This is a genomic window from Bifidobacterium sp. LH_417, from assembly GCF_056357035.1.
In genome coordinates this window covers 21,919-46,603 of the sequence record NZ_JBKEVI010000002.1, presented here as the reverse complement: position 1 = coordinate 46,603, position 24,685 = coordinate 21,919, and the positions used below count along the sequence as shown (strand labels likewise).

The following is a 24,685-nucleotide window of genomic DNA, read 5'->3' as shown; positions in this document are numbered from 1 at the left end:
CGGACCGCATCACCGACGTCTCAATATTCTGCGTCGTCGCGGCTCCGACCCCGGTCGGACAGGCCGAGTCGATCGTTCATCGTTCTTGCCGTCGGTCCGTGGTCATCGGGCCAACGCGTCCGTGTACCATCCGGTGATACGCATCGGATGGGTGATGGCGGTGCCGACGACCGCCGCCCACGCGCCCATGTCCATGACGCGTCGCGCGTCGGCGGGCGTGTGGATGCGCCCCTCGCAGATTACGGGCACGTCGGGGAACTCGCGGAGCATCGCCTCGAGCAGCTCCCAATCGGGTCCGGGCGTGGCGGGCCTCGCCCCGGTGTAGCCGGACAGCGTGGTCGAGATGATGTCGAATCCGGCGTCGACGGCGTTGCGGGCGTCGTCAAGGCATCCGCAGTCGGCCATGATGGTCACGCCGTCGCGTTTGAGCGCGGCCGCCGTCTCACGGAGGGTCAATCCATCCGGGCGCGGCCGGTCAGTGGCGTCCAACGCCACGATGTCGGCGCCGGCGGCGACGCAACAGCGCGCGTGGCGCAGGGTGGGCGTGATGTACACACCGTCGTCGCCTTCCTTCCAGATGCCTATCACCGGCACCGACACCTGGCCCTTGATGGCGCTGATGTCGGCGAGACCCTGGCAACGGATGCCGCCCGCGCCGCCCATCTGCGCGGAGAGCGCAATCTGCGCCATCGTCTCCGGATGCCGCATCGGCTCCCCCGGGTACGCCTGGCAGCTCACGATGAGCTGATGCCGGATGCGTTCGATCACCAATTCCATGTCATGCCTTCCTTGTCGTCATTGCCTGTCGTCGTTCCTTGCCGTCGTCGATGGCCCCGCCGCGGACATCGACGCCACCTCACACGTATGGCCGAGCAGCGCGGCAGCGGCGCCGAACAGCGGGGCGTCGCCGCCGAGCGCGCCGAGGATGAGCGGCACGCCGGCCACCCCGTCCATCGCCTGCTCCGCGTAGCCGGCCAACACGGCGTCGAGCCAAGGACGGCCGGCCGCGCATACCGATCCGGACAGCACGATGCCGGCGGGATCGGTCATATTGGCCTCGCAGCCGAGGACGTTCCCCAGCGCACGGCCCGCCACGGCGAGCACGTCAGCCGCCGTCCGTTCGCCGGATGTGGCCCGCCGCGAGATCTCGACGCCGGACACACGCTCGCCGGTCGCGGCCTCGTATCGTTCCTCGATGCCGCTGCCCGAGGCGATCGCCTCGATATGGCCGATCCTGCCGCACGAGCAGCGCAGTCCCGCCGCCGCGGGGTGTATCACATGGCCGATGTGGCCGCCCACGTGATGCGCGCCGAGCCGGACACGGCCCGCTTCGACCACAGCCCCGCCGATGCCAGTGCCGACCGCGACAAGCAGCATCGAGTCGAGTCCGCGACCCGCGCCCCACCGGGCTTCACCCAACGCGTGGGCGTGCACGTCGCCCATCACCCGGACCGGCAGCCCGGTGGCCTCATGCAGGGCGGCGCCGAGCGGGATACCGGCCCATCCAGGCAACAGGTCGGTGGCCGACGCCACGCACCCCTGATCGTCGATCACACCGGCGGCGCTCACGCCGATGCCGGCGACGGGACGGCCCTCGTCCTCGCATCGGTGCAGCAGTTCGACGGCGGCCGCGGCGACGCGTCGAAGTACGTCGGCGCCACCGCGGTCGGCCATCGTCGGTTGCGACATGTGGCAGAGCGCACGCGGAGCGGCCGTCGACCGTCCCGCTTCGACCTCCAGCACCGCGCCGGCGATCTTGGTGCCGCCGATGTCAATGGCGATCACCGTGCGCGGCGTCGTATCGTCATCTCCCGTCATACGTGTTCCCGTCATACGTCCTCCAGTCGCCGCAGAGCGTCGGGCCGCAGCGTGCCGTAGCCGATGCCCATGCGTCCGCCGGCGAGCACGAACGCCTTGACCGCCCGTTGCAGGCTGGTACGTCTGGGCAGGTCGGCGTCCGGGATGTCCGGTCGGCCGTACAGCCATTGCTTGTAGTCGTCGCCGTATTGCAGCCCGTCCACGTCGAACAGCGAACGGAACAGGCCGATCCGCGAACCTTCGGGCAGCATCGGCCCCAACGCGGGGTCGAGCAGCCAGGAGTCGCAGCGGAGGGGACGTCCGGTGAATCCGGGGCGATGCCGCGCGAGGAACCGTGCGCAGGCGTCGAACGTGTGGATCAGCACGTCGGGTTCCAGCCGTGCGTCGGAGGGGATGTGGACGCCCACGCATGTCGTCGCGCCGTCGTCCGTCTCCTCCCCCGCGCCGATGAGTTCGAATTCGAGTTCGCCGATGCGGAAGATCGTCATCGCGATCTGCCGCACGGCCCAGAACTCTTGGTCGAACCGGATGTCGCCGTATACGGCCCGCCGGCGTTCGATGAACCGCGGGAAGAATCCCATCGTGGCGCGGAACACCTCGTCGTCGACGCCCTGCGCCGCGTATCGCACGCGGGTGACGACGGCCGCGCGCATGAACCACGCGAGGAGGGTCATGCCGCTCGGGTCGCCAGACAGCATTGTGAGCCGCGCCACGGCGTCGTTCCAGCGTTCCGGCTCGAACAGGCCGGCGAGCACGTCGGCGATGTCCCCGCCACGGGCGTCGTCCACGGTCGGCCGCGCGTCGACAGCACGCAACCGCGCGATGACGTCGTCCGCAAATCCGATGTCCGTGTACAGGCCATCCATCGTCGCGCGGTCGACCGGCCCGGCCAGCAGCCGACGTTCGTCCGCGGTCAAGGGCGCGGTGACGGGCGGTCGCATCGTGCCGCTCATCGCGTGGCCTCCATGGTCAGATCCATGTCGATCTCGAACATGCGGCGCCACGGGAACCGCACTTCGTCGATGGCCGCGGGCAGTGTCCGCGACAGCGCGAGACTGTCGTAGGAGCGTTGGAGGAGCTCCCGCGCGGTGTTCCGCGCCCAGTCCGCGCAGGGGCGGACGTCCTGGTAGGAGCCGCCGTGGTCCGCGAGGAGCGCATCGACCCGCCAGCGCACGTCGCTCTGGTAGAGCACGTCCTCGATGAGGCGGTACGCGAGGTTGCGCGTGCGGTCCGAGGACTCCACATGGCCGACGACGGCCTGCGCGAGCGTGGTGCCGAGCGTGTTGCAGTTCGTGTTCCAGCCCGCGTAGGAGGCGAGTCCGGCGAGCGCGTCGGCGGCGTCGAGGTCGTGGAGCAGCTGCGGGTCGCCGCCGTTCGCGTACGCGCTGTCGCAGACGGCGACGCGGCGCCCCCGGTCCAGCAGCCGTGCGACGTCGTCGACGAAGACGGGCAGGTTGCGGTAGGTGTCGTAGGTGGGGTCTCGGCCGTCCACGGCCGACTGCGCCTCCTGCATGACGCGTCCGGGCGCGTCGACCATGAGTTCGATGTCCGCCGTCTCGTCGGGGTCGGCGAGGCGGGCGCCGCAGGCGCGCACGTGCGATTTGAGGCTTTCCATCATCGGGCGGTCCTCGTAGAGGGGCACGATCGACGGACCGAGCGTGGAGGCGAACCGGGGGCGGATGGCCGGGGTCTCGCCGCGCAGCGCGCAGACGGCACGGGAGAGCAGCGTGCAGCCGATCTCGTCGGAGCCAGGGTAGACCATGACGCGGCGGCGCACGCCCTTCGCCTCGATGGCACGCTGGAGTCGACGCTGGGCGACGGCCGTGTACCCGTAGGGGCTGGAGTCGTCCTGCGGGAACACGAGGAAGTCGATCGCGCCTTCGCGCAGCAGGTCGAGGCATGCCTCGTTGACGATCAGGTTGACGTGGCGGCGGCGCTCGTAGTCCCCGACCACATCGTCCGGGATGGCGATGCGGTCGAGTTCGTCCCGCTGTGCGGCGTCGAGCCCTTCGCGTGCCTCGCGGTCGCGCAGCCAGGCGCGGCGGAAGAGGTCGCGGCCGTAGGTCGCGTAGTAGTCGGGCTCCTCGTCGTCGCTGTCGTATTGCGGCGCGCGCATGACCGACATGGACGCGTACACGATGAGCCCCGGGTTCGCGCGTTTGAGACCGCGCACCGCGTCGAGCCGGGCGAGCGCCGTCTCCAGCGGCAGGTGGTGCAGGCGGGAGGGGATGAGCCCACCGTATACGAGCATGTCGAGGGAGACGACGGCGGCGTCGGCGTGCGGCGCGTGCGCGGCGAGGAAGCCGCGCAGGGCGTCCGGGTCGGCCGGGGTCTTCTTGTCGCCGAGCATGGCGCGCGGCGGGACGACGGGTTCGACGCCGCCGCCGCGCGCGATCATCGCCGGGAACTTGGCGTTGCAGGGCCGCTCGTCGAGCGGCAGCAGGAGGATGCGCATGTCAGCCCTTCAATCCGCCTTCCTGGAGGCCCTGGAACAGGTACTTCTGGAAGAACGCGAAGAATACGATGATGGGGACCATGGAAACAACCGCGCCGGCGGCGACCAGTCGTGGATCGGTGAAGAACGTGCCCTGCAAGCGGTTCAACCCCAGCGTCAGCGTGTAGTTCGCATCGTCGTTCAGTACGAGCAGCGGCCAGAGGAAGTCGTTGTACGCGTTCACGAAGGAAAGAATGCCGACGACGGTCATCGTGCCCTTGACCTGCGGCACACAGATGTGGAGGAATCGCTGCCATTGGTTCGCACCGTCGACCTTGGCCGCCTCGATAAGTTCCAATGGGACCGCTTTGAACGCGTTGGTCATGAGCAGCACGTTCAGCGGCGCGATGAGAGTCGGCAGAGCCACAGCGAGCAACGTGTTGGTCAGTCCCATGGCCTTGATGGTCAGGAAGTTCGAGATCATGATGCCTTCCATCGGCACCAGGATGGCGACGACGAACAACGCGGAACCGATGGACTTGCCCTTGAATTTCAGGCATCCGAACGCATAGCCGGCCATCGTGCATCCTATGATGTTGCCGAGCACGCTGATGATGACTACGAGAATCGTGTTCTTGAAGTACTGCAGCATCGAGATGCGGCTCATCGCCTGCACGAAATTGTTCCATGTCGGAGACTTCGGGAACAGGTATGGAGGCATGGCGTACACGTTGTCTTGCGGCCCCTTGAAGGCCAAAGCGATCTCCCACACCAGCGGGCCGGCCAGCAGGATGAACACCAGTACGAGCACGATGTATTGGATGACCGTGCCAATGCGGAACCGTCGTCTTGTCTCAGTCATTATCCCCGCCCCTTCGTTCGGCGACCAACTGGATGATGGTGATGACGCCCACGATGACCAGCAGCACCACGCTGATGGCGCTGGCGTAGCCGGTACGGGCGTTCAGTCCCGTGCCCTCCTGCTGGATGAGATAGGTCATGGTGATGTCCTCGCCGCCAATGCCGGCGGTACCGCGGGTGATCACATACACTTCGTTGAACACTCGGAAGGCCGACACGGACGACAACAGAAGGATGAGGAACATCGTGGACTTGCATCCCGGTACCGTGATGTGCAGGAACTGCCTGACCGGTCCAGCACCGTCCAACTGGGCGGCCTCGTACAGCGAACGGTCGATGTTCGCCAAAGCCGAGATGTAGATGATCATGTAGTAGCCCAATCCCAACCAGATGGTGACAAACATGGCGCTGAACAACGTCAACCAGCGATCGGTCAGGAAGGGAATGGGCTCCGTGATGATGTGCAGCGCCTGCAGCATCGAGTTGACCAGGCCCTTGGTGTCAAGAATGTTGGTCCAGATGAGACCGACGACCACGGCGGACAGCACCACGGGGAAGTAGTACGTCGTACGGAAGAAACCGATGATGCGGGAGTTCCCGGTCACCAGCGACGCCAGAATCAGCGGCAGGATGACCATGAACGGCACCACGCACACCACATACAGCGTCGAATTGAGGAACGCCGTATGGAATCGGGCGTCCGAGAAAAGCTTGATGTAGTTGTCGATGCCGACGAAGCGCCCTGCGGTGAGCATTCTCGCATTGGTGAACGAGAGTCTGACCGTGTTGATGAACGGATACAGACAGAACGTCACCAGAATGATGAGACCCGGCACGGCGAACAGCCATGACGTGGGACCGTCATCGGTCAACCCCCTGCCTTTCGCCGCCGCAGGGCGTGGAGAACGCTTCACAGAGGAAGCGCTTCCGTAGATGTTCTTCTCCATCGTCGGCATGATGATCACTCACCCAACTTTTCGTTCAGCGTGTTGACGATGTTGTCCATGGCCTGTTTGGCGGTCTGCTGGCCGAGAATGGCCTTCGCGATCTGCGGGCTGATGGTGTTGGTATCGTCGCTGTCGGAGACTTCGGGGGCACGGTTGCCCGTGTCACCATTGTCGATTTCCTTGGAAGCCACTTCGATGATCTTGTTCTCGATCTTCGAAGTGTCGGTCGGATGATAGTACTTGTCATCCATCGAACCGGCGGCTGAGGGGAAGACATTGGCGAGCTTGCCGAACGCCAGCTGATTCTCTTTGTTCGTGATGTAGTTCGCGAACTTGAGCGACAGCTCCTTGTTCTTCGTCTGGGAACTGACGGCGATGGTCATCGGATTGATGGTGTTGTCATTGTTGGTGACGAGCTGGGCGACGTCCAGGTTCTTGTACAGATCCGGGGCGTTCGTCTTGAAGCTGGCGATCGAGGAGGTCGAATTCGGCATGTAGGCGATATTGCCCTGGAAGTACAGCTTCTCGGCGCTGATGGTGTTGGAGGTCAGACCATCCTTGGGGAAGGCGCCCTTCTTATACAGGTCGACGTACTTCTGCACGTATTCGACGCCCTTGGCGGAGTTGAGCGTGAACTTGGAGTGGTCCTTGTTGAGGGTGTCGACACCGTATTCCTCGAACTCGGAGGTCATGATGCGGGGGATGGCGAGGAAATACTTCCCTTTGGACGCGCAGTTCTCAGCGAAGGTGTTGGCCTGCTCGAAGAATTCGTCATAGGTGGTCGGCGGATTGTTCGGGTCCAATCCGCATTCCTCGAACAGCGGCTTGTTGATGTAGGCCACGTCGATGTTGAGGTACCACGGGAAACCGTAGACGCCTTCGTCGATGCCGTTGCCCTTGAACGTGCTGCCCTTCCACACCTGCGGCAAATAGTCCTTCGCCGCATCGGGCATCTCTTGGCTGAGGTTGAGCAGTGCCCCGGCCTTGGCTAGGTTGTACCCCTGCGTCTCCGAGACGTTCACCACGTCCGGCAGCTGGCCGGCGGCGGCGTCCGTGGACAGCTTCTGGTCGTAGTTCTCGCCCGGCTGGTCGACCCATTCGATCTTCGTGCCGGGATTCTCCTTCTCGAACTTGGCGATCGCCTTCTTGAAGTACGGGCTGAACGTGTCGTTCTTGAGGTTCCAGGTCTGGAATTTGATGGTGTTCGCATCACCGGAACTGCTGCCGGAACCGCAGGCGGCCATCGACAGCACCGTCGCCGCCGCACAGCCGGCGACCAGCACCTTCTTGAGGATCTTGTTCATGGTTATTTTCCTTTCCTTTCCCGCTCCCGATGGAATCGGGGAAATCTTGCATTGGGCCGGGGCGTCGTCGCGCCGCGTCATACCGGAAGTCCCGCCTCCCTTCCGACGGGGGCGGCGTCCGCGGCGGCCGCCTCGGCACCCTCCCCCATGCCGCCGTCGGCCGGATCGCGACCGACGAGCAGGGCGGCACCGAGCGCGCCTGCCGGCCGGCTCGCGTCCACGAGCCGCAGCCGATCGCCCATGGCGAGCGAGGCGATGAAGGGGGACCCCGCCTCCAGCACGGCGATCGCGCGCCGCATGCAGTCGAGCAGCGGCCGGCCGGCGTTCGTGACGCCGCCGCCGAGCAGGATGACGGCCGGATCGACAGCGAGGGTGATGAGCTGCACGGTGCGGGCGACGCCCATGGCGAACACGTCGCGCACGCGCACGGCGTCCGCGTCCCCCGCGTCGGCCCGCGCGAGCAGGTCGACGATCGGGTAGACGGCGTTAGTGGGCCAGGCGCGCGCCACGGCGGGACCGGAGATGATGGCCTCGGCGCAGCCGCGCTGTCCGCAGCCGCAGCGCGGGCCGTCCGGGTCGATGACCATGTGGCCGATCTCCCCGGCGACGCCCATGGAGCCATGGACGAGACGGCCGTCGACGATGAACCCGGCGGCCACGCCGGTGCCGAGGTTGAGGAACGCGGCGTCGGCCGGCGTGCAGCCGTTCAGGCCCCACGCCCCCATCGCCGCGGCGTTGACGTCGTTCTCGACGACGACCCTGACGCCGTAGGCGGAGATGAGGGCCGCGCCGAGGTCGATCTCGTCGGCGCCGAGGTTCACGGCCTGCGTCACCTTGCCGGTGGCGCGGTCCACGGTGCCGGGGATGCCGACGCCGATGCCCAGGACCGGCGCCGTACGCGGGTCGAAGCCGGCCGCGCGCAGGGCGTCCGCGACGATGGCGACCGTATCGCCGGCCACCCGGTCGCCGCCACGCCCGGTGGAGGTCCTGACCTGCGCGACGATCCGCCCGGCGGCATCGACGACGACGCACAGCGTCTTCGTGCCGCCGACGTCGATGCCGACGCGGACCGGGCCGCGGACCTCCGCCGGGTTCGTTCGGGCGTCCAACCGGGACTCAACCATCGTCTTCGACCTTCCTTCCATGTGCCGTCTCCACTGCGAAACGGTATACATGAGTTTGTTAGTTAAGTTGGTTAACTGATTATTACATACGGATTTCCACCCAGCAAGCCGCCCCGTCGCGACACGCCTAATTTCATTGAAATGAAGCCATTCTTCCGGCATGTCGCAACATTGTTAACAAAGCATACGATTACAGCGCATCCATCCGGATAGTATTAATCGTTAATTACACAAACCAATGCTGGTGAGGGCACGCGCCATTCCTTCCGCCGCAAGACGGAACCTTGGCGGACAACGGCCCCGCACCTATAGTTGAAAAGAAGAACAGATGCACGGCGCACAAGTCCGGCCTCCTCCGCTTCCGATGTCGTCAGCGAGGAGACGGAAACCACACCAACGAAAAGGGAGTCCCGACCATGGACCAGCACACACCGACGACGGAGTCGACGCCCGGCACCCCATCCACGCTGTACCAGCTGATGACGCTCTCCGAGAAGACCGAGCCCGCGGATGCGCGCATCAACAACCGCATGATGGTGTTCAGCATGCTGTTCCCCCAGATGAGGCTCTCCCGCGCCGACATCGGCCGGCGCACGCGGTTGTCGAAGGTCTCGGTCTCCGAAGTGGTGCTCGACCTCATCGACCACGGCATCCTCAAGGAGTTCGGCGCCGAGACGCACAAGCGCCCCGGCAAGCGCGGCACATTGGTCGGCGTCCGCCCCGACTACTGGAACATCGTGGCGGTCGATTTGTCGCAGCCGTACCTGCCCCAAGGCGCGGTCACCAACCTGCTCGGCATCCCCATCGAGCACGTCGAGACGCCGGTGTCGCGCCCCGGTCAGGAGACCCCGGAGGCGGTGGTCGACCTGTGCGAGACGCTCATCGGCAAGGCGCACGGCCGCGTGCTCGGCGTCGGTATCGCCGTACCGGGCGTCGTGACCCGCGACGGCGTCGTCATCGACTCCACCAATCTGGGCTGGCGCGACGTCGCTCTCAGGCGGCTGGCCGAGGACCGTCTCCACGTGCCGGTGTGCATCGACAACGACGCCAACAGCGCACTGCTCGCCGAACGCTTCTTCGGATGCGCCACGCCGAACTCCATCTTCGTGCAGCTCGCGATGGGCGTCGGCGCGGCCGTGCTCGTCGACGACGCCGCCGTGCTCGGCGTCAACCATGCGGCAGGCGAGATCGGCCACGTGGTCGTCGATCCGGACGGCCCGGCATGCGTGTGCGGCAAACGCGGATGCCTCGAGGCGATCATCTCCCCCTCGCGCATACGCCGCGACGTCGCCGACCGGCCGGACCGGCAGCAGGACATCCTCGCCGAGGCCGGGCGGTGGCTCGGCAAGGCGCTCGCCCTGCCGGTCAGTCTGCTCGACCTGAGCGACGTGGTGGCCTACGGCCCCGCCGACATCGTCAACGACGTGTTCCTCAAAGCGGTCGAGGAGACCGTCAACGCCTGCATCTCCTCGACCTACCACCGTCCCGTCACCGTGCGCCGCTGCGAATGCGGCAGCAACCTCGTCATCTGCGGCGAAAGCATCGCCGTGCTGCAGGACCGTCTGCGCGAGCCGCAGCCGACGCCCGGCGACTGATGGCCGCAACAACAGGCGACGGTGCATCATCATCCATCGTGCGCGCCGCGATGCATCGCGCGCGCATGCGCAAAGGAGTCCACATGGACGCTATCACAACGAGCGCAGCAGCCGAGCTGGCGCTCATCCCGTACCCGAAACTGCTCGTCCGCCATGACGGCGCATTCGCGCCGGACGGACCGCACGCCATCGTCATCATGGCCGACCCGCACGCGGCCGACCGCCACGCCTGCCTCGTCGCCGCACGACAGCTGCGCGACGAACTGCTCTCCGCGACCGGCCGGCACTGGCCGATCGGCGCCGGAGGCGGCCGTACGGCGGGCATCACGCTCGACGTCGACCCGGCCATAGGCGCGGACCGCATCGACGCCTGCCACGTCACAATCGGCGCGGACCGCATCGACGTCACCGGCGCGGACATGGCCGGCCTGCGCCGCGGCGTACAGATCCTGCGCCAGCTCATCCGCCGGTACGGCGACGCGCTGCCCGCCATGACCATCAACGACCATACGGACATGCCGATCCGCGCCCTGTCCTACGACATCTCGCGCGGACGCGTCCCCACCCTCGACACGCTCATGGGACTCGCGGACATGCTCTGCCTGTACGGGTTCAACCAACTCCAGCTCTACGTGGAGCACATCGTCGACTTCGACGACACGCGCGAGGCGTGGCTGGGCGACGACCCGCTCACCACAGAGGAGATCGTCGAACTCGACGACCATTGCGCCGGACTCGGCATCGAACTCGTGCCCGCCATGGCGTCCTTCGGCCACCTGTACGACATCCTGCGCACCAGACGGTTCCGCCGCCTCGGCGAACACCCAGAGTGGGCCGACCGGCCGTTCGGCTTCGTCGAGCGCATGCTGCACCACACGCTCGACCCCATCGACCCGGACGCGCGCGCGTTCATGAAGCGCCGCGTGGACGACTACGCGGCGTTGTTCCGCTCCGACCGGTTCAACATCGGCGGCGACGAGACCTTCGACCTCGGCACCGGCACGAGCGCCGCGGCCGCCCGCGAGCGCGGCGTGCCACGGCTGTACGCGGACTACGTCGGCGACCTGTGCGTACATCTGAAGTCGCACGGACTCAGGCCGATGATGTATGCGGACATCCCCATCAAGCATCCCGAACTGCTCGGCGCGCTGCCGCGTGACGTGCTGCTCGCCAACTGGGACTACATGCCGCATCCGAACGAGGCGAACATCCGCAAGGTGGCGGACAGCGGCTGCGTGCAGGTCGTCTGCCCGGGCGTCCAGACCTGGAACCGTCTGCTGCCGGACCTCGACGCGGCGTGGACGAACATCACCGGCATGTGCGGGTACGGGCACCAGTACGGCGCGCGTGGCGTCATCGCCACCGATTGGGGCGACTACGGGCATGTCAACGATCCGATGATGAGCCTGCCGGGCCTGCTGCTCGCGGCCGAATGCGTGTGGAACGCCGGCACGCCGGATCGGGACGCGATGGAACGGCGCATCGCCGCGCTGGCCTTCGGCGACGCGACCGGCTCGTTCACCGGTCTCCTGCGCAGGGCGGGGCACGCCCAGACGTTCAGCTGGGCCGACCTGGTGCAGTACAAGGAACTGGACGACCGCGGCGCGGCCAACCAGGACGTGCTGTTCGTGCTCGGCCAGCCCGCCGACGAAAGCCTGGACGAGGCACGCCGGCGCTTCCTCGACGACCGTCGGGCGTCGATCGGACGGAATGCCGAGGCCGAGGCGGCGCTTGACGCGTACATCGGGCAGCTGTCGTCGCAACGTGTCGGCGATGCCGGATACCGGGCGACGGCGGCGCTGATGATGCGCGGCCAGCGGCTGTTCAACCGCATCGGCGCATGTCTGCTCGCCGCGACCGACGACGCCGACGGCTCGGGGAACGGCGACGGACACCGCGAGGACGGCAGCGCGCTGGCCGACGCGATCGGGGACTGGCTCGTCGATTACGACGCGCGTTGGCGCACCATCGGCAAGGAGGCGGGCCTCAGACGCATCCACGACGTGCTCTGCTGGTACGCGGACCTGCTGCGCGGGACGGCGACCGACACAGACACGGAAACGGAAACGGAAACGCCGGAAAGGCGCACGGTATGAACGGTATGAACGGCACGGCGTCGGACGGCGACGGCACCGTCCTGCCGGCATGGGCCGCCGAGGCTGGCCTCGCGTATGCGCCGCTCGACGCGATCCGGCACCTGACGCTCGGACGGCGCGACCCGCGGCCGGCGTATGAAGGCCACTTGTATTGGACGGCGTCCGGCGTGGAGCTCGCCTACGAGGGCGGCGAACTGTGGCTGTGCGTCGAGGCCCGGTACACGCTGTTCGAGCCATGGGTCTCGATCGACGTGGACGGCGTGCGCGTCACGCGCACCGCGCTGCATCCGGGCATGAACCTCGTCCCCGTGTTCCGCGGCATGGGCGGCGACGGCGCGGTCGGACGGGTGCGGCTGCTCAAGGAGACACAGTTCATGCACGAGGACCCGACGCAGACGTTCGTCGTCGCCGGAGTGCTGCATGACGGAGGCGTGTTCCACGAACCGGCGCCGCACCGGTTCCGGTTCGAGTTCGTCGGCGACAGCATCACCAGCGGTCAGGGCGTGGCTGGCCCGGCCTCGTGCCGCACGTACTGTTCGCAGATCTTCGGCGCGTGGGACGCCTACCCACGGCTCGTGGCCGACCGTCTCGACGCCGCGTTCGAGTTGGTCTCGCAGTCCGGCTGGGGCGTGACCTGCAACTGCGAGAACGATCCGCGATGCACGATCCCCTCGGTCTATCCGTACGTCTGCGCGCCGGCCGAGGGCGAGGCGAACCTCGCGGCGGGCAGCGGTGGGCGGCTGGCGCCCGACACCGGTCACGACGGGGACGACGGACACGGCTTCGACGCCGTGATCGTCAATCTGGGCACGAACGACGCGACCGCCTTCCATGCGCCCGCGTGGCGCGATCCGGCGACCGGCCGCACGTTCGGCCTGCGACTGGACGACGACGGGACCCCTTGCGCCGACGACCTCGCCTTCATCGGCGACGCCGTCATGCGGTTCCTCGGGGACGTGCGCGCCCGGCATCCGCACGCGTGGATCGTATGGTGCTACGGCATGCTGGGGCATGCGATCGAGCCGACGCTGCGCACGGCCGTGGAACGGTACGCGCGAGCGACAGGCGACGACCGCGTGCGCTATCTCACGCTGCCCGCATGCGGCCCGGACGGGTACGGCGCGACGCTGCATCCGGGACCGATGAGCCACCGCAGCGCCGCGGACGCGATCGTCCGTGCGCTACGGACGTGCCTCACAGGCGCCTGAGGAGCTCCTTGACGGCGTCGGCGGCCGGCACGACCACCTTGTTCTCGCCGTCGCGGTCACGGATCTCGATAGTGCCCGTCGTCGCCGTAGTCGCGGCCGACCACGGCGACGACGGGCACGCCGATGAGCTCGGCGTCCTTGAACTTGACGCCCGGGGAGACCTTCCTGCGGTCGTCGTAGATGACCTCGACGCCATCCGCCTCGAAGTCGCGGCCATAGACGAGATCGTAGTAGTCAACCTCGTGCTCGTCGGCGCCCGTGAACCAGGCGGAGCCCTTGACCACGTGGGCGTCCACGAAGTAGCGGCACGGGTCGGCGACGCCGGCGGCCTCGGCCTGCGGGCCGAGCACCATCGGTCCGATGTAGCCGAGCACCAGTTCCGGACGCCGCTTCAGATCCTCCTCGGTGGCCTCCTCGATCTCGGCGGGCGCGACCACGCCGTCGTCGCCGGACGTGGACCGCCCGAGCAGCCGCAGGTCGAACCGCACGGTCGGGCACCCCCGGTTGACGCGGCCGCCTTTGCCGGAGAACCGACGTCCATGCCTGAGCACGTCGAGCAGTCCGTCGATCGGATACGCGCCGCATGCCCGGTCCGGATGGATCGGCAGGTCGAGCCGTCCGATCGCGCCGATTATATCGTCGTCGAGTGCGCGGGCGACCTCGTGCGGATGGTAGTGGGACAGGTCGGAGCTGATCACGACGACGGTCTCCGGACCACCCCAGAACGCGCGCAGCACGTCGCCCACCTCCATCGGCTCAGCAAGCCCCACGTTGAGCGGCCGATTGCGAGGTCCGGTCCAAGCACGGTCCTCAGGAACGGGATCTGTACCTCGACCGCGTGTTCGCGCGCATGAGTCAGGTCGTTGACGATGAGCCGGCGCGCCCGCGCCCCGGACATCGCTCGCATGCCGGAGCGCAGCGGCATGACGACGCCCGACTCGTCCAACCCCAGCGCACGTCGCTCCGCGTCGACGTCCACCTTCGTCTCACCCAGCGGGGTGGCGAACGCCGACGCGGTCGGACAGGCGACGCCGCGTACGCCCACACGGTGCGTGGGGCCGACGATGACGGCGCGGCGGATCGTCCCCCTCCCCCGTTCGAGCAACGCGTAGACGAGCGCCACCGTCGTGCCCGAATACACATAGCCGGCGTGCGGCACGATCACCGCCTTCGGCGCGCCATCCGGCGGCGCCGGCGCGAGGCGCGCAAGCATCTGCCAGCCGTAGTCGAGCTGACGTCCAATCGTCGCCTCCAGCGCGGCGCGGTCGGCCGGATAGAACGATCCCGCCACCGCCGCGGGACGTACGGGCCCCTTCAGCGGGAACACAGGCTACACCATGGCCATCACCTCTACCCATCACAGTAGTCGCCCACGGCGGATCACGGGCGGGCGGCCGCGACGACGGACACGCCCCACCCCACGACGTGGGACGCGACTACTGCACGTCGTTCAGCCCGTAGGCGACCGATCCGGGCCGGATGTCGCCGGCGAGCAGCGTATCCACGGTGACGATGTGGTAGCCCTTGTCCTTCAGCCCCTTGATGATGCCGGGCAGCGCCTTCACCGTTTCGGGGTTCCCGTCGCGCAGGGAGATGATGGAGCCGGCGTACGCGCCATCAAGCGTGCGTTTCTCGATCTTGGCCGCGTCAAGCTTGCCCCAGTCGCCCGAATCCACGCCCCACAGAATCATCGCCTGCCCGTTCGCCTTGGCCTGGTCGCGCAGCGTGTCGCTCCACGCGCCGTCCGGCGGCCGGAACAGCGTGACCGGTTTGCCGGAGGCGGATGAGATCACCGAATCCGTGTCCTTGAACCATTTGGCGAGCTGGTCGGCGGGCATCGCGTGCATCTGCGTGTGCCGCCACGACATCGATCCGACGCTATGCCCCTCGGAAGCCATGCGCTTGACGAGTTTCACGTTCGAGCCGCTGACGAACTGTCCCTGCAGGAAGAACGTGGCCGGTACCCCCGCGGCTTTCAGTTCGTCGAGCACTTTCGGCGTGTATTGCTTGTTCGGCCCGTCATCGAAAGTGAGGGCCACGCAGTCGGTGAAATGGCAGTCGAGCGGCATCCGGGCGATCACGGCCGCCGTCGCTTCGGTGAGCGGCTGGATCTGCTCGTTCACGGCGGTGCTGTCGTCGGAGGCCGTCGTATCAAGCACGGCCTGTGCCGTGTCGATCGCGTTGTTGAGCGTGCCGCGAACCGTCTCGTCCGCCTTGCCCGAGGACCGGTCGTAGGCGAGTTGCGCGCGGGCGATGAGCGCGGTGAGCTGTTTGCGCGCGTCCTGTACGGTCAGACCGTCCTTCACCTGTTGCAGTGTGTCCGCATCGTAGCGGATGGAGATGAGCCCGTCGGCCATGGCGCTCGACGCGGCGGCATACCGGTCGCCGAGTGCGGCGAGGTCCCTGGTGCTCGCGTCCGCCGCGCAATCCTGTTTGGCGGGTGACGTCACGTCGGCTTCGCGCAAACTGTCCACCTGCTGTTGGAGACGGTCGCGCGATTCGCTGCCGGTGAGCGACGCCGTAGCCTTGAGCAGTGCGGAGGCTTTGCGCGCGACGGGCGTGTATCCGGTGAGTGTTTCCGTGTACTGCGCACGTGCGCTGCGGCAGTCGGCGAGCGCAGATGCGTGACTGCGCGCGTTCAGGTCGAGGATCGAGCGGGTGATGGCCACGCCGGCGAAGACCGCGCCTGCCGCGAACGCGGCGACGAGCGCGACGGCAAGCGGCTTCGGCCGCCGTCGCGCCGTCGCGGTCGCGTCATCCGTCGCGCTCACGTCATCCGTGACACTCGCGTCATCCGTCGCGCCCGTCACGATCGGCGTCTCCGTCATGTCCGTTACCATCGACGACCTCGATACGTCCGACACATCCGTCCCAGTCGATGATTGCGGCGCATCCGACACGTCCGACGATGCCGACGTACCCGACATCCCCGTTGATTCCGAGGATTCCCCGGCATCCGTCACATCCGATGATTCCGCAGTGTCCGTCGCGTCCGATTGCGTCGGCGCAGCACCGTCAGCCGGGGACTCCGCCTCGTCGCCCCCGAATTCCCGGAACATTTCGGACGCGTATCCGTCATCGCCGTCGTCGATACGTTCGTTGTCGGACATGATGTCCCTCCCCACGATGATTTCTCACCTCATTGTCCCACATGATCCGCGACGGGACCGCTCCCAGCATCCCTGTCCAGTCAACGAACGTGGACAATGCCGTGCACTCCCCCAATCCGTTACGATCCGCTTCTCGTTTTGCGTGATTCCACGGGAGGGAACCGTACGGAACAAGACGGGAACCGTGCTTGTCGGGGAGGGAACGTGGCGTACGCGTGTACCGGAGGTCAGAAGAGGGCGGACTGGGCGAATCCGTCAGTGAGAGCGGATCCAGCCGTCCCGTCACCAATGTCGCCGATGTCTCCGATACTGCCGTCACCGATACCACCGACACCGCTGCCGACACCGCTGCCGCCGGTACCAGCATGCCCGCCAGCGCCCGGTTTGAACGCCGCGGCACCGCGCCCTGCAAGCAGCTCGGAGGCGGCCGCGGACGCTTCGCGCAGATCGTCGTCCAAGGCGACCGCGTCGGGCGAGACCGTGAACATGCGGTTGTTGACGCCCTCCAGGTAGAGGCCGTCGAGCGATTCGACGCGGGAGAGCGCCACATAGCCCATGCCGGGCGCGAATGTGCGTTTCAGGTCCATGACGGCACGGTCGAGCGTCATGCCCTGCGATTTATGAATGGTGATGCCCCACGCGCAGCGCAACGGCACCTGCGCGACGGAGGCGAGCACGGTGTCGCCGTCCATCATCTCCCATGTGGCGGGTTTCATCGTCACGATGTTGCCGTTCTCGAATTCAACGATCGGCCAGCCGCCTTTGTTCTCGTTCGCGAAGCCGCGCACGGTGCCGAGCGACCCGTTCACGAACTGGCGGTCGGCGTCGTTGCGCAGGGCCATGACGGCAGCCCCTTCCTTGAGGACGAGCCGTTCGGGCGCGAGCATGTTGCGTTTGAGCCGTTCGACGAGGTTCGCGGGCCCCGCCTGCCGGGCGTGGAACTCGTGGGGATCGAGCATGATGCTTGCGAGTCGCAGGTCGTTGAGGTTGTCGGCCTGGCGGTTCACGGGGAACAGGTGCGTGGCGACGGTTCCGGGTTCGGGCGCGACGCCGAGTCTGGTCACGAGCGTGTCACGATCGGCATCGTCGACGCGGCTTTCACGGATGTGCGTAAGCACGGTGAGCAGGCGTCCGTCGTCCTGACGATGCTGCTCGGTTAGATAGCAGACGACCGGATCCAGTTCCGCCCACACCAGTGATTCGGTGACGAAGCCTTCCGGGTTGAGTCCGGCGCGCGCGTATCGTTCGCGCGACGCCGTGAACTCGGGAGAAGGCGGGATCACGTCGCGGTTGCGCCCGGAGACGGAAACGGGCGGCAGCTGGAACAAGTCGCCGGAGAGCACGACCTGCAGGCCGCCGAACGGACGCGGATCGCGTCGCACTTCGCGGCACACCTGGTCGACCATGTCGAACAGCCAGGCGTGCAGCATCGACACCTCGTCGATGACGAGCACATCGGTCGCCTGGATCTTGCGCTTGCGACGCGTCTTGATCGTCTTGAGCAGGCTGGGCGTGAGCACGTTCGCGAGTCCCACGCCGCTCCACGAGTGGATGGTCTGGCCGTCGACGTGTGTGGCGGCGATGCCGGTGGAGGCGGTCACGGCCACGCTCGCGCCGTCTGCGCGCGCCTGACGGATGAATTCGTTCAACGCATACGTCTTGCCCGCGCCGGGCGCGCCCGTGAGGAACACGTTCGCCCCGGCGTTGAGGATCGCCAGCGCCTCGGATTGCCTCATAGGTCTTTCCTCTCCGCTCCCGCAGGCGGGAGCTGTCGAACGAAGTGAGACTGAGGGGGTTCCCGGCTGGCCGGTACGACCCCCTCCGACGCTGCGCGCCACTTCCCGCCAGCGGGAGGGATTCGTGAACCACGGTCTCCACCATAGCCATACGCCACGCGCCACCTCCCGCCAGCGGGAGGGGATTCGGCACCGGCCAATGGCTACCGGCTTGTTGAGCTACGGGGAGGGGAATCTGGCGGAATCAGGCGTTGAGGCTGGTGGCGACGATGCGGTCGCTGATCTTCTTGGCCTGCGCGGCGTCCGGACCGGGCGCGGGGGCCATGACGGCGGCGCGGTAGTAGCGCAGCTCATCGAGCGATTCGATGATGTCCGCCAGGGCACGGTGGCCGCCGTTCTTCGGCGGACGGTTCTCGTACACGGCCGGGTACCAGCGGCGGGCGAGCTCCTTGAACGTGCTCACGTCGATGCTGCGGTAGTGCAGGTGGCTCATCAGGTTCGGCATGTAGTGGTCGAGGAACTTCTTGTCGGAGCCGATCGTGTTGCCGGCGAGCAGCGGCTTGACGCCGTCGGGCGTGAAGCGGAGCACGTACTCGGTGACCTTGCGCTCGGCCTCTTCGAGGCTCAGACCGTGCTCCCATTCGTTGATGAGTCCGGAACGGGTGTGCATCTGGCGCACGAAGTCGTTCATGTGCGCCACGGCCTTCTCGCTCGGCTTGATGACGTAGTCGACGCCTTCGTCGAGCACGTTCAGGTCGAAGTCGGTGGGCACGACGGACACCTCGACGAGCTCGTCGCCGCCGAAGATGTCGAGTCCGGTCATCTCGCAGTCGATCCAAATGAGGCGGGAGCCCTCCGCCGTGTACGTCTCCGCATCATGCGCATCCACCATCGTGTGCCTCTTTCCTAGTTAGCCTATGCCTGGGCAGAACAGTACAGACTATACCGCGCAAACGACGAATGGCCTCCACCGGTCGAAACCGGCGGAGGCCATTGTCGGAAAGGGAATGGGAAGGGGAAGTGTGGTTCCTCCCGCGGCCCGTCCTCGACGGGCCGTAGGAGAAGTTCGGGGTCTCGCCCCGATCCGCCAACGAGCGGGCCGGAGACGAAGGAGGGGTGCTACTTGACGCGCTTGATGCCGAGGACGGCGATCGCGGCGATCGCGGCCATGGCGATGGCGGTCGGGAACACGAAGGTGTAGGAGTGTGTGGCGGCGACGATGCTGGAGGTGATCGCCACGCCGATGGCCTGGCCGGCGCAGGTGGCGATGTTCATGAAGCCGAGGTCCTTGCCGGCGGTCTCCTTGTTCGGCAGGACGTCCACGTTCAGCGCCTGGTCGACGGACAGGTACATGCCGTAGCCGAAGGAGGCGATGCCGCCGAAGAGGAACATGCCCATCTCGGTCGGGAAGATCCACGGCATGGCCAAGCCGATGGCGAACACGGCGCAGGCGACGGCGATCGGGGCCTTGCGGCGGTGGAGGGCGTCGGCGATCGGGCCGGAGATGAGGGAGGCGACCAGGGAGGCGACCATGGTGAGCGTGGAGATGATCATCATGGCGTTGGCGGCCTGCTTGTCGGAGTCGCCGATGTGGTCGGTCAGGATGTACAGCTGGTAGCTGAAGATCATCTGGTAGGCGACGATGAGGCAGGTGCGGCAGATGAACGCGCGCTAGAAGTCGCCGCAGTTCTTGAGCGGCGGGGTGAGGGACTCGAGGATGACCTTGCCCATGGACTTGGAGGTGTCCTTCGGCATGTCCTTGCTGGACGGCTCCTTCGGGGTGAGGAAGACGGCGAGCAGGCCGGCGGCGAGGGCGCACAGGCCGGTGCAGATGAAGCCGACCTCGACGTTCTCCATGAAGCGGGAGCCGATGAGCGTGCCGATGCCCTGGCCGATCACGCCGCCGCCGCCGATGGCCGCGGAGACGGTAGCACGGTTGGATTCCTCGACGCGGTCGGAGATGAGGGCGTAGATCGGGGCCTGCACCATGTTGAGGCCGACGAGGGCGAGCACGTAGAAGATGCCGATGAGCACGGCGGTGGACGGGCGGCTCAGCGACCAGAAGCACACGCCGTAGATGAACGCGCCGGTGAAGATCCACGGGGTGCGCTTGCCCCACTTGCTGCGCGTGCGGTCGGACAGGGCACCGATGAACAGGGCGATGAAGATGGAGGCGATGGAGCCGGCGGAGTTGATCGCGCCGAGGGCGGCGGTCGACTCGACGGCACCCATGCCGAGGTCGGCGCGCAGTCGCTGCGGGACCAGCACGGACATGGTGCCGAAGAAGGCGACGCCTGACAGGACGGCGAAGGCCATGAAGCCGGCGACGTAGCGCCACTTCTCGGTCGGGGTGTTGCGGATCGGTGCCGCTTCTGTTGTTGTCATGGTTTCTTTCCTTTTTCTCTGCGTTGAGTTTTGGGTAAGTCTGGGTTGTTGAGATGGCTCACCTCCCGCCTGGCCCGGCGGAGCCGGACGGGAGACAGGTGTCAGGCGAGCTGGATCCAGGCGGAGGTGTCCTGGGGGAGCTTGCCGTCGTCGGTCAGCGGGCCGGAGGTGAGGAGCACCTCGCCGGCGGGCAGGTCGACCGGGTCGGCGCCGAAGTTGGTGATCGACGCCCATCCGTTGGCGCGCTTGTAGGCGATGGTGCCGCCGGTGAAACCGTTCGCGCCGTCCGGCTTGCCCGTGGAACGATCCTCGGGCAGCCATTCGAGGCTCAGGTCGTTGGTCTGCAGCTTGTGGCGCAGTTCCAGCGTGCGGCGGTACAGGTTGAGCATGGAGTCCGGATCGGCGGCCTCCTTGTCGGCGGCGAAGTCCGCGTACCAGGCCGGCTGCGGCAGGTGGGCCTCCTCGGCCGGGGTGCCGTCCGCCTTGGTGGCGGGGGTGAAGCCGTAGGAGTTCGCCGGATCGGCCGTCCACGGCAGCGGCACGCGGCAGCCGTCGCGGCCCTTGGTGGACGCGGCCTGCGAGGTGCGGTGGCCGGACGGATCCTCGACGCGGTCCCACGGGATGTCGGCCACTTCGAACAGGCCGAGCTCCTCGCCCTGGTAGACGTAGGCGGAGCCGGGCAGCGCCATCTCCATGAGGATCGCGGCGCGGGCGCGGCGGGTGCCGGCCTCCTTGTCGAGCGGGTAGGTGGTGCCGTCGCGCAGCACCCAATCCTTGGCGAGCTGGTGGTATTCGCTGGTCGGCACCTGCGGCAGGCCGTAGCGGGTGGCGTGGCGCACCACGTCGTGGTTGCTCATCACCCACGTGGCGGAGGAGCCGGAGCGTTCGGCGCTTTCAATGCCCTCCTCGATGGCCTGGTGCATGTTGTCGCGGATCCAGTCCTTCTTGGCGAACTCGAAGTTGAAGATCTGGCCGAGGTCGTCCGGGCTGGCGTACAGGTACTGGCGGTTGGGCTGCACCCACGCCTCGGCGACGGCGAACGCCGGCGGGTTGTACTCGTTGAAGACCTTGCGCCACTCGTGGTAGATCTCGTGAACCTCGTCGCGGTCGATGACCGGGTGGGAGCCGTCGTCCGGTTGGTCGGAGGTGCACCACACGACGTAGTTATCGAGGTCGTCGCGGTCGAGGTCCTTGGCCAGGCCGTGGGCGACGTCCACGCGGAAGCCGTCGGCGCCGTGGTCGAGCCAGAATCGCAGGGTCTTGAGGAAGTCCTCGCGCACCTCGCGGTTGTTCCAGTTCCAGTCGGGCTGCTCCTTGGTGAACATGTGCAGGTACCACTGGCCGTCGGGCACGCGGGTCCAGGCCGGACCGCCGAAGTGGTTCTCCCAGTTGCTCGGCGGGATGTCGCCGTTCGGTCCCTTGCCATCGCGGAAGATGTAGCGGTCGCGCTCCGGGGAGCCGGGGGCGGCGGCGAGCGCCTCCTTGAACCACGGATGCAGGTTGGAGGAGTGGTTGGGGACGATGTCGACGACGACCTTGATGTTCCGTTCGTGCGCGGCCTTGGCAAGCGCGTCGAAGTCGTCCATGGTGCCGAGCTTCGGGTCGACGTTGCGGTAGTCATCCACGTCGTAGCCGCCGTCGGCGAGCTGGGAGGGGTAGAACGGGCTGAGCCAGATGGCGTCGACGCCAAGGTCGGCGAGGTAGTCGATCTTCTCGGTGACGCCGGCGATCTGGCCAAGGCCCTCGCCCTTAGTGTCCTTGAAGCTGCGCGGATAGACCTGATACACGACCGCCTGCTTCCACCACAGGGCGGGATCGGTGGCTTCGACCATGTGTTCCTCCTTGAATACAAACGCTTGCAAGCAAGCGTTCCAACATGTTCTGCGTTTTCGTGACTCTTGCATAATAGCGCTTGCACGACGATATGCAAAACGAGGTGAAATCGGCGTGTCGAACGGGTTTGACATTGACACCAAATGGCGGATTTGCAATATTGCAAGCGCTTTTATAGAATATCGATAAAAGCGCTTTGAACGCATGGAGTATCGTAGTATCGGCGTCAATCCGAAGGCGGACGACCGCACGGGCACGATACCGGCAGGCCGTCAATGGATTCGCAGTCGAAGCCCGACGGTATGCGGTAGGACCGTGACAGAGCCGCAGACGGCCGGCGGTACGCGGCACGCACATACACGATCATGACAAGGAGGAGCATCCATGCCCGGACAACAGACGGAACGCACGACGATCGCGGACGTGGCGAAGGAGGCCGGCGTCTCCGTATCCACCGTGTCACGTGCCCTGCGGGGTCTCGACAAGGTCAATCCGGACACGCGCGCCCGCGTCGAGGCCGCCGCCGAGAAACTGCGATTCACCTTCTCCAAGACCGCCTCCTCGCTGGCCAGCGGCAAATCGATGCGCGTGGCCGTGCTGCTGCCCAACGAGATCAACAGCTGGTTCAACTCGAACACCTTCGAAGGCGTGTACGAGGTACTCTCGTGTGAAGGCTACGACGTGGTGCCGTACGTCATGTGGGAGGAGCGCGACCTCAACCGGTTCTTCCACACACTGCCCGGCACGCAAAACTTCGATGCGGTCATCGTCACCTCGTTCATCCTCGACGCCGCGCAACGCGAGTTCCTCGATACGCTCACCATCCCGATGATCGGCATCAACGTGCCGTCCACCGAAGGCTTCGACGCGTCCGTGCGCATCGACGACGTGGCCGCGATGCACGGCGTCGTGCGCCTGCTGCGCTCGCTCGGCCACGAGTCCATCGCCTACGTCGAGCAGCCGGTGCAGCTTTCCCCGTTCGTCTGCAGCGATTCCGTGCGTCTGGAGGGATTCCTCGACGCCGCCGAACAACAGGGGTACGACGAGGAGCACATCCTCACGATTCCCTCGCTCACCCGCGCCGGCTCCGAGGATGACGACGACGCGCAGGAATCGGTCGGCGGCGAGGCTGCCGCCATCTCCGACATCGCCGCGCAGCTCGTCGGCGCGTTCTCGCAGCCGACCGGCATCTGCGTGGAGAATGACCGGTGCGCGGTCATGCTGCTCAAGGAGCTCAGACGGCTCGGCTGGCGCATCCCCGAGGAGGTGTCGCTCATCGGCTTCGACGGCGACAACGTCGGCGACGTCGTCGACCTGACCACCGTGCGCCAGAACCCGGTACAGCTGGGACGCGCCGCCGCCGGCAAGGCGCTCGCGCTCATGCGCGGCGACGAGCCGGACGAGGCGCACACGGTGGCGCCGACGTCGCTGCTCATGCGCGCGACCACGGCGCGGCTCACGGCGTGACGACGGCGCGCAGTCGCCACGCGCACACCGGCCGCGCGACACATGACCACCCCACACATGACATGGAACCTACCCGAACGGTGGTTCCTACGTCATGTGTGTATTGTTATGTATTGCCGCGATGACAATCTCCGATTAGACAAGATCCGCCATCCGTGTATCAATGAATCTCCCGACAGTAGATCGATGCACATGATATCTTCGTGCTATTTCGGCCTTGCTCATGCCTTCATCCAGCATCATCCGAATATCCCGCTCACATCCGGAGAGCTTGACTGTATCCGACCGACGTCCCACAGGTCGCCCCAACACCGCTCCTTCCTGACGGCGACGAGCGAGGGCCTCCCTAGTGCGTTGACTGATAAGGTTTCGTTCGATTTCCGCAGACAGGCCAAAGGCGAAGGCAAGAACCTTGCTTTGGATATCGTCGCCAAGCCGGTATCCTTCCTTGACGCTCCACACGCGGCATCCCTTGCTCATGCATTGGTTGAGCACGTCCATGATCATGAAGAGACTGCGCCCGAGTCGGGACAGCTCGGAGCATATGATCAAGTCACCTTCCTCTATCGACTCAAGCAGTTCACCCAATTTACGCTTGCTCACAGCTTTGGTGCCGCTGATGGTCTCCTCGATCCAGCCATCCACCTTCGACCCTTCAGACTCAACGAACCGAATGATTTCAAACCGCTGGTTCTCCACGGTTTGTTTGTCGCTGCTCACTCTGATGTACCCATAGATCATGGTTCCTATGGTGCAGATAACCGGAC

At 66.4% G+C, this 24,685-nt stretch carries 20 protein-coding genes and 1 pseudogene; 4 read left to right on the top strand and 17 right to left on the bottom strand.

The window, feature by feature from the left end; translation table 11 throughout:
- Positions 1-102: 102 nt before the first annotated feature.
- From AC1AYR_RS02375 to AC1AYR_RS02340, 8 genes are all read right to left on the bottom strand, one after another.
- The gene (locus AC1AYR_RS02375; protein WP_476511309.1) at positions 103-777 is read right to left on the bottom strand and encodes an N-acetylmannosamine-6-phosphate 2-epimerase; all 675 of its coding nucleotides are present in this window, start codon (positions 775-777) and stop codon (positions 103-105) included.
- A gap of 18 nt (positions 778-795) precedes the next feature.
- The gene (locus AC1AYR_RS02370) at positions 796-1,818 is read right to left on the bottom strand and encodes an ROK family protein (RefSeq protein ID WP_476555127.1); all 1,023 of its coding nucleotides are present in this window, start codon (positions 1,816-1,818) and stop codon (positions 796-798) included.
- Between the two features lie 11 nt (positions 1,819-1,829).
- A complete protein-coding gene (locus AC1AYR_RS02365; RefSeq protein ID WP_476511311.1) occupies positions 1,830-2,771 on the bottom strand; it encodes an acyltransferase domain-containing protein in 942 nt (313 codons plus the stop codon).
- Complete coding sequence (locus tag AC1AYR_RS02360; RefSeq protein ID WP_476511312.1) at positions 2,768-4,273, bottom strand: DUF4127 family protein; 1,506 nt, start codon at positions 4,271-4,273, stop codon at positions 2,768-2,770. Before AC1AYR_RS02360 ends, AC1AYR_RS02365 begins: the two co-directional genes overlap by 4 nt.
- Before the next feature lies 1 nt (position 4,274).
- Entirely contained in the window at positions 4,275-5,114 is an 840-nt protein-coding gene (locus AC1AYR_RS02355) for a carbohydrate ABC transporter permease (RefSeq protein ID WP_476511313.1), read from the bottom strand.
- Positions 5,107-6,060: a carbohydrate ABC transporter permease gene (locus AC1AYR_RS02350; protein ID WP_476511314.1), complete on the bottom strand. Its 954-nt coding sequence runs from the start codon at positions 6,058-6,060 to the stop codon at positions 5,107-5,109. Before AC1AYR_RS02350 ends, AC1AYR_RS02355 begins: the two co-directional genes overlap by 8 nt.
- A gap of 14 nt (positions 6,061-6,074) precedes the next feature.
- Positions 6,075-7,364 carry an ABC transporter substrate-binding protein gene (locus tag AC1AYR_RS02345; protein ID WP_476511315.1) on the bottom strand — a complete coding sequence of 430 codons (1,290 nt, stop codon included), beginning with the start codon at positions 7,362-7,364 and terminating at the stop codon, positions 6,075-6,077.
- Between the two features lie 77 nt (positions 7,365-7,441).
- Positions 7,442-8,488, bottom strand: a complete 1,047-nt coding sequence (locus tag AC1AYR_RS02340) for an ROK family protein (RefSeq protein WP_476511316.1) — start codon at positions 8,486-8,488, stop codon at positions 7,442-7,444.
- 416 nt (positions 8,489-8,904) lie between these two features.
- On the opposite strand from AC1AYR_RS02340, the gene AC1AYR_RS02335 reads away from it, so the two are divergent.
- The 3 genes from AC1AYR_RS02335 (at position 8,905) to AC1AYR_RS02325 (ending at position 13,387) form a co-directional block, all read left to right on the top strand.
- A complete protein-coding gene (locus AC1AYR_RS02335; RefSeq protein WP_476511317.1) occupies positions 8,905-10,083 on the top strand; it encodes an ROK family transcriptional regulator in 1,179 nt (392 codons plus the stop codon).
- Positions 10,084-10,166: 83 nt separating this feature from the next.
- Positions 10,167-12,179 carry a glycoside hydrolase family 20 zincin-like fold domain-containing protein gene (locus AC1AYR_RS02330; protein WP_476511318.1) on the top strand — a complete coding sequence of 671 codons (2,013 nt, stop codon included), beginning with the start codon at positions 10,167-10,169 and terminating at the stop codon, positions 12,177-12,179.
- The gene (locus AC1AYR_RS02325; RefSeq protein WP_476511319.1) at positions 12,176-13,387 is read left to right on the top strand and encodes a GDSL-type esterase/lipase family protein; all 1,212 of its coding nucleotides are present in this window, start codon (positions 12,176-12,178) and stop codon (positions 13,385-13,387) included. Before AC1AYR_RS02330 ends, AC1AYR_RS02325 begins: the two co-directional genes overlap by 4 nt.
- Here the strand turns inward: AC1AYR_RS02325 and amrB (AC1AYR_RS02320) are convergent.
- The 8 genes and pseudogenes from amrB (AC1AYR_RS02320) to AC1AYR_RS02285 form a co-directional block, all read right to left on the bottom strand.
- A pseudogene (amrB, locus tag AC1AYR_RS02320) lies at positions 13,374-14,139 on the bottom strand (AmmeMemoRadiSam system protein B). The gene AC1AYR_RS02325 and the pseudogene amrB (AC1AYR_RS02320) sit on opposite strands and share 14 nt — an antisense overlap.
- Complete coding sequence (gene amrB / locus AC1AYR_RS02315; RefSeq protein WP_476511320.1) at positions 14,082-14,714, bottom strand: AmmeMemoRadiSam system protein B; 633 nt, start codon at positions 14,712-14,714, stop codon at positions 14,082-14,084. Before amrB (AC1AYR_RS02315) ends, amrB (AC1AYR_RS02320) begins: the two are co-directional and overlap by 58 nt.
- A gap of 109 nt (positions 14,715-14,823) precedes the next feature.
- Complete coding sequence (locus AC1AYR_RS02310) at positions 14,824-16,215, bottom strand: polysaccharide deacetylase family protein (RefSeq protein WP_476511321.1); 1,392 nt, start codon at positions 16,213-16,215, stop codon at positions 14,824-14,826.
- A gap of 509 nt (positions 16,216-16,724) precedes the next feature.
- Positions 16,725-18,233, bottom strand: coding sequence for a DEAD/DEAH box helicase (locus AC1AYR_RS02305; protein ID WP_476511322.1), 1,509 nt, complete (start codon positions 18,231-18,233; stop codon positions 16,725-16,727).
- 244 nt (positions 18,234-18,477) lie between these two features.
- Positions 18,478-19,125, bottom strand: coding sequence for an oligoribonuclease (gene orn, locus AC1AYR_RS02300; protein WP_476511323.1), 648 nt, complete (start codon positions 19,123-19,125; stop codon positions 18,478-18,480).
- A 227-nt stretch (positions 19,126-19,352) separates the two neighbouring features.
- Positions 19,353-19,895: an MFS transporter gene (locus AC1AYR_RS02295; protein ID WP_476555133.1), complete on the bottom strand. Its 543-nt coding sequence runs from the start codon at positions 19,893-19,895 to the stop codon at positions 19,353-19,355.
- A 9-nt stretch (positions 19,896-19,904) separates the two neighbouring features.
- The gene (locus tag AC1AYR_RS02290; RefSeq protein ID WP_476555132.1) at positions 19,905-20,723 is read right to left on the bottom strand and encodes an MFS transporter; all 819 of its coding nucleotides are present in this window, start codon (positions 20,721-20,723) and stop codon (positions 19,905-19,907) included.
- Positions 20,720-22,450: a glycoside hydrolase family 13 protein gene (locus AC1AYR_RS02285; protein ID WP_034526700.1), complete on the bottom strand. Its 1,731-nt coding sequence runs from the start codon at positions 22,448-22,450 to the stop codon at positions 20,720-20,722. Before AC1AYR_RS02285 ends, AC1AYR_RS02290 begins: the two co-directional genes overlap by 4 nt.
- Before the next feature lie 385 nt (positions 22,451-22,835).
- Between AC1AYR_RS02285 and AC1AYR_RS02280 the strand changes: the two genes are divergently transcribed.
- Positions 22,836-23,918: a LacI family DNA-binding transcriptional regulator gene (locus AC1AYR_RS02280; protein ID WP_476511325.1), complete on the top strand. Its 1,083-nt coding sequence runs from the start codon at positions 22,836-22,838 to the stop codon at positions 23,916-23,918.
- 135 nt (positions 23,919-24,053) lie between these two features.
- Here AC1AYR_RS02280 and AC1AYR_RS02275 read toward each other — a convergent pair whose 3' ends face one another.
- On the bottom strand, positions 24,054-24,659 hold the full coding sequence (locus AC1AYR_RS02275; RefSeq protein WP_476511326.1) for a master DNA invertase Mpi family serine-type recombinase: 606 nt from the start codon (positions 24,657-24,659) through the stop codon (positions 24,054-24,056).
- Between the last annotated feature and the right edge of the window lie 26 nt (positions 24,660-24,685).

Bases quoted from the DNA above. Each gene is read 5' to 3' on its own strand.
- AC1AYR_RS02275 (WP_476511326.1), bottom strand. From the start codon at position 24,659: ATGATCTATGGGTACATCAGAGTGAGCAGCGACAAACAAACCGTGGAG.
- AC1AYR_RS02340 (WP_476511316.1), bottom strand. From the start codon at position 8,488: ATGGTTGAGTCCCGGTTGGACGCCCGAACGAACCCGGCGGAGGTCCGC.
- orn (WP_476511323.1), bottom strand. From the start codon at position 19,125: ATGGTGGATGCGCATGATGCGGAGACGTACACGGCGGAGGGCTCCCGC.
- AC1AYR_RS02285 (WP_034526700.1), bottom strand. From the start codon at position 22,450: ATGGTCGAAGCCACCGATCCCGCCCTGTGGTGGAAGCAGGCGGTCGTG.
- AC1AYR_RS02350 (WP_476511314.1), bottom strand. From the start codon at position 6,060: ATGGAGAAGAACATCTACGGAAGCGCTTCCTCTGTGAAGCGTTCTCCA.
- AC1AYR_RS02325 (WP_476511319.1), top strand. From the start codon at position 12,176: ATGAACGGTATGAACGGCACGGCGTCGGACGGCGACGGCACCGTCCTG.
- AC1AYR_RS02305 (WP_476511322.1), bottom strand. From the start codon at position 18,233: ATGAGGCAATCCGAGGCGCTGGCGATCCTCAACGCCGGGGCGAACGTG.
- AC1AYR_RS02335 (WP_476511317.1), top strand. From the start codon at position 8,905: ATGGACCAGCACACACCGACGACGGAGTCGACGCCCGGCACCCCATCC.
- AC1AYR_RS02365 (WP_476511311.1), bottom strand. From the start codon at position 2,771: ATGAGCGGCACGATGCGACCGCCCGTCACCGCGCCCTTGACCGCGGAC.
- AC1AYR_RS02355 (WP_476511313.1), bottom strand. From the start codon at position 5,114: ATGACTGAGACAAGACGACGGTTCCGCATTGGCACGGTCATCCAATAC.
- AC1AYR_RS02375 (WP_476511309.1), bottom strand. From the start codon at position 777: ATGGAATTGGTGATCGAACGCATCCGGCATCAGCTCATCGTGAGCTGC.
- AC1AYR_RS02360 (WP_476511312.1), bottom strand. From the start codon at position 4,273: ATGCGCATCCTCCTGCTGCCGCTCGACGAGCGGCCCTGCAACGCCAAG.
- AC1AYR_RS02345 (WP_476511315.1), bottom strand. From the start codon at position 7,364: ATGAACAAGATCCTCAAGAAGGTGCTGGTCGCCGGCTGTGCGGCGGCG.
- AC1AYR_RS02310 (WP_476511321.1), bottom strand. From the start codon at position 16,215: ATGACGGAGACGCCGATCGTGACGGGCGCGACGGATGACGCGAGTGTC.
- AC1AYR_RS02330 (WP_476511318.1), top strand. From the start codon at position 10,167: ATGGACGCTATCACAACGAGCGCAGCAGCCGAGCTGGCGCTCATCCCG.
- AC1AYR_RS02370 (WP_476555127.1), bottom strand. From the start codon at position 1,818: ATGACGGGAGATGACGATACGACGCCGCGCACGGTGATCGCCATTGAC.
- AC1AYR_RS02280 (WP_476511325.1), top strand. From the start codon at position 22,836: ATGCCCGGACAACAGACGGAACGCACGACGATCGCGGACGTGGCGAAG.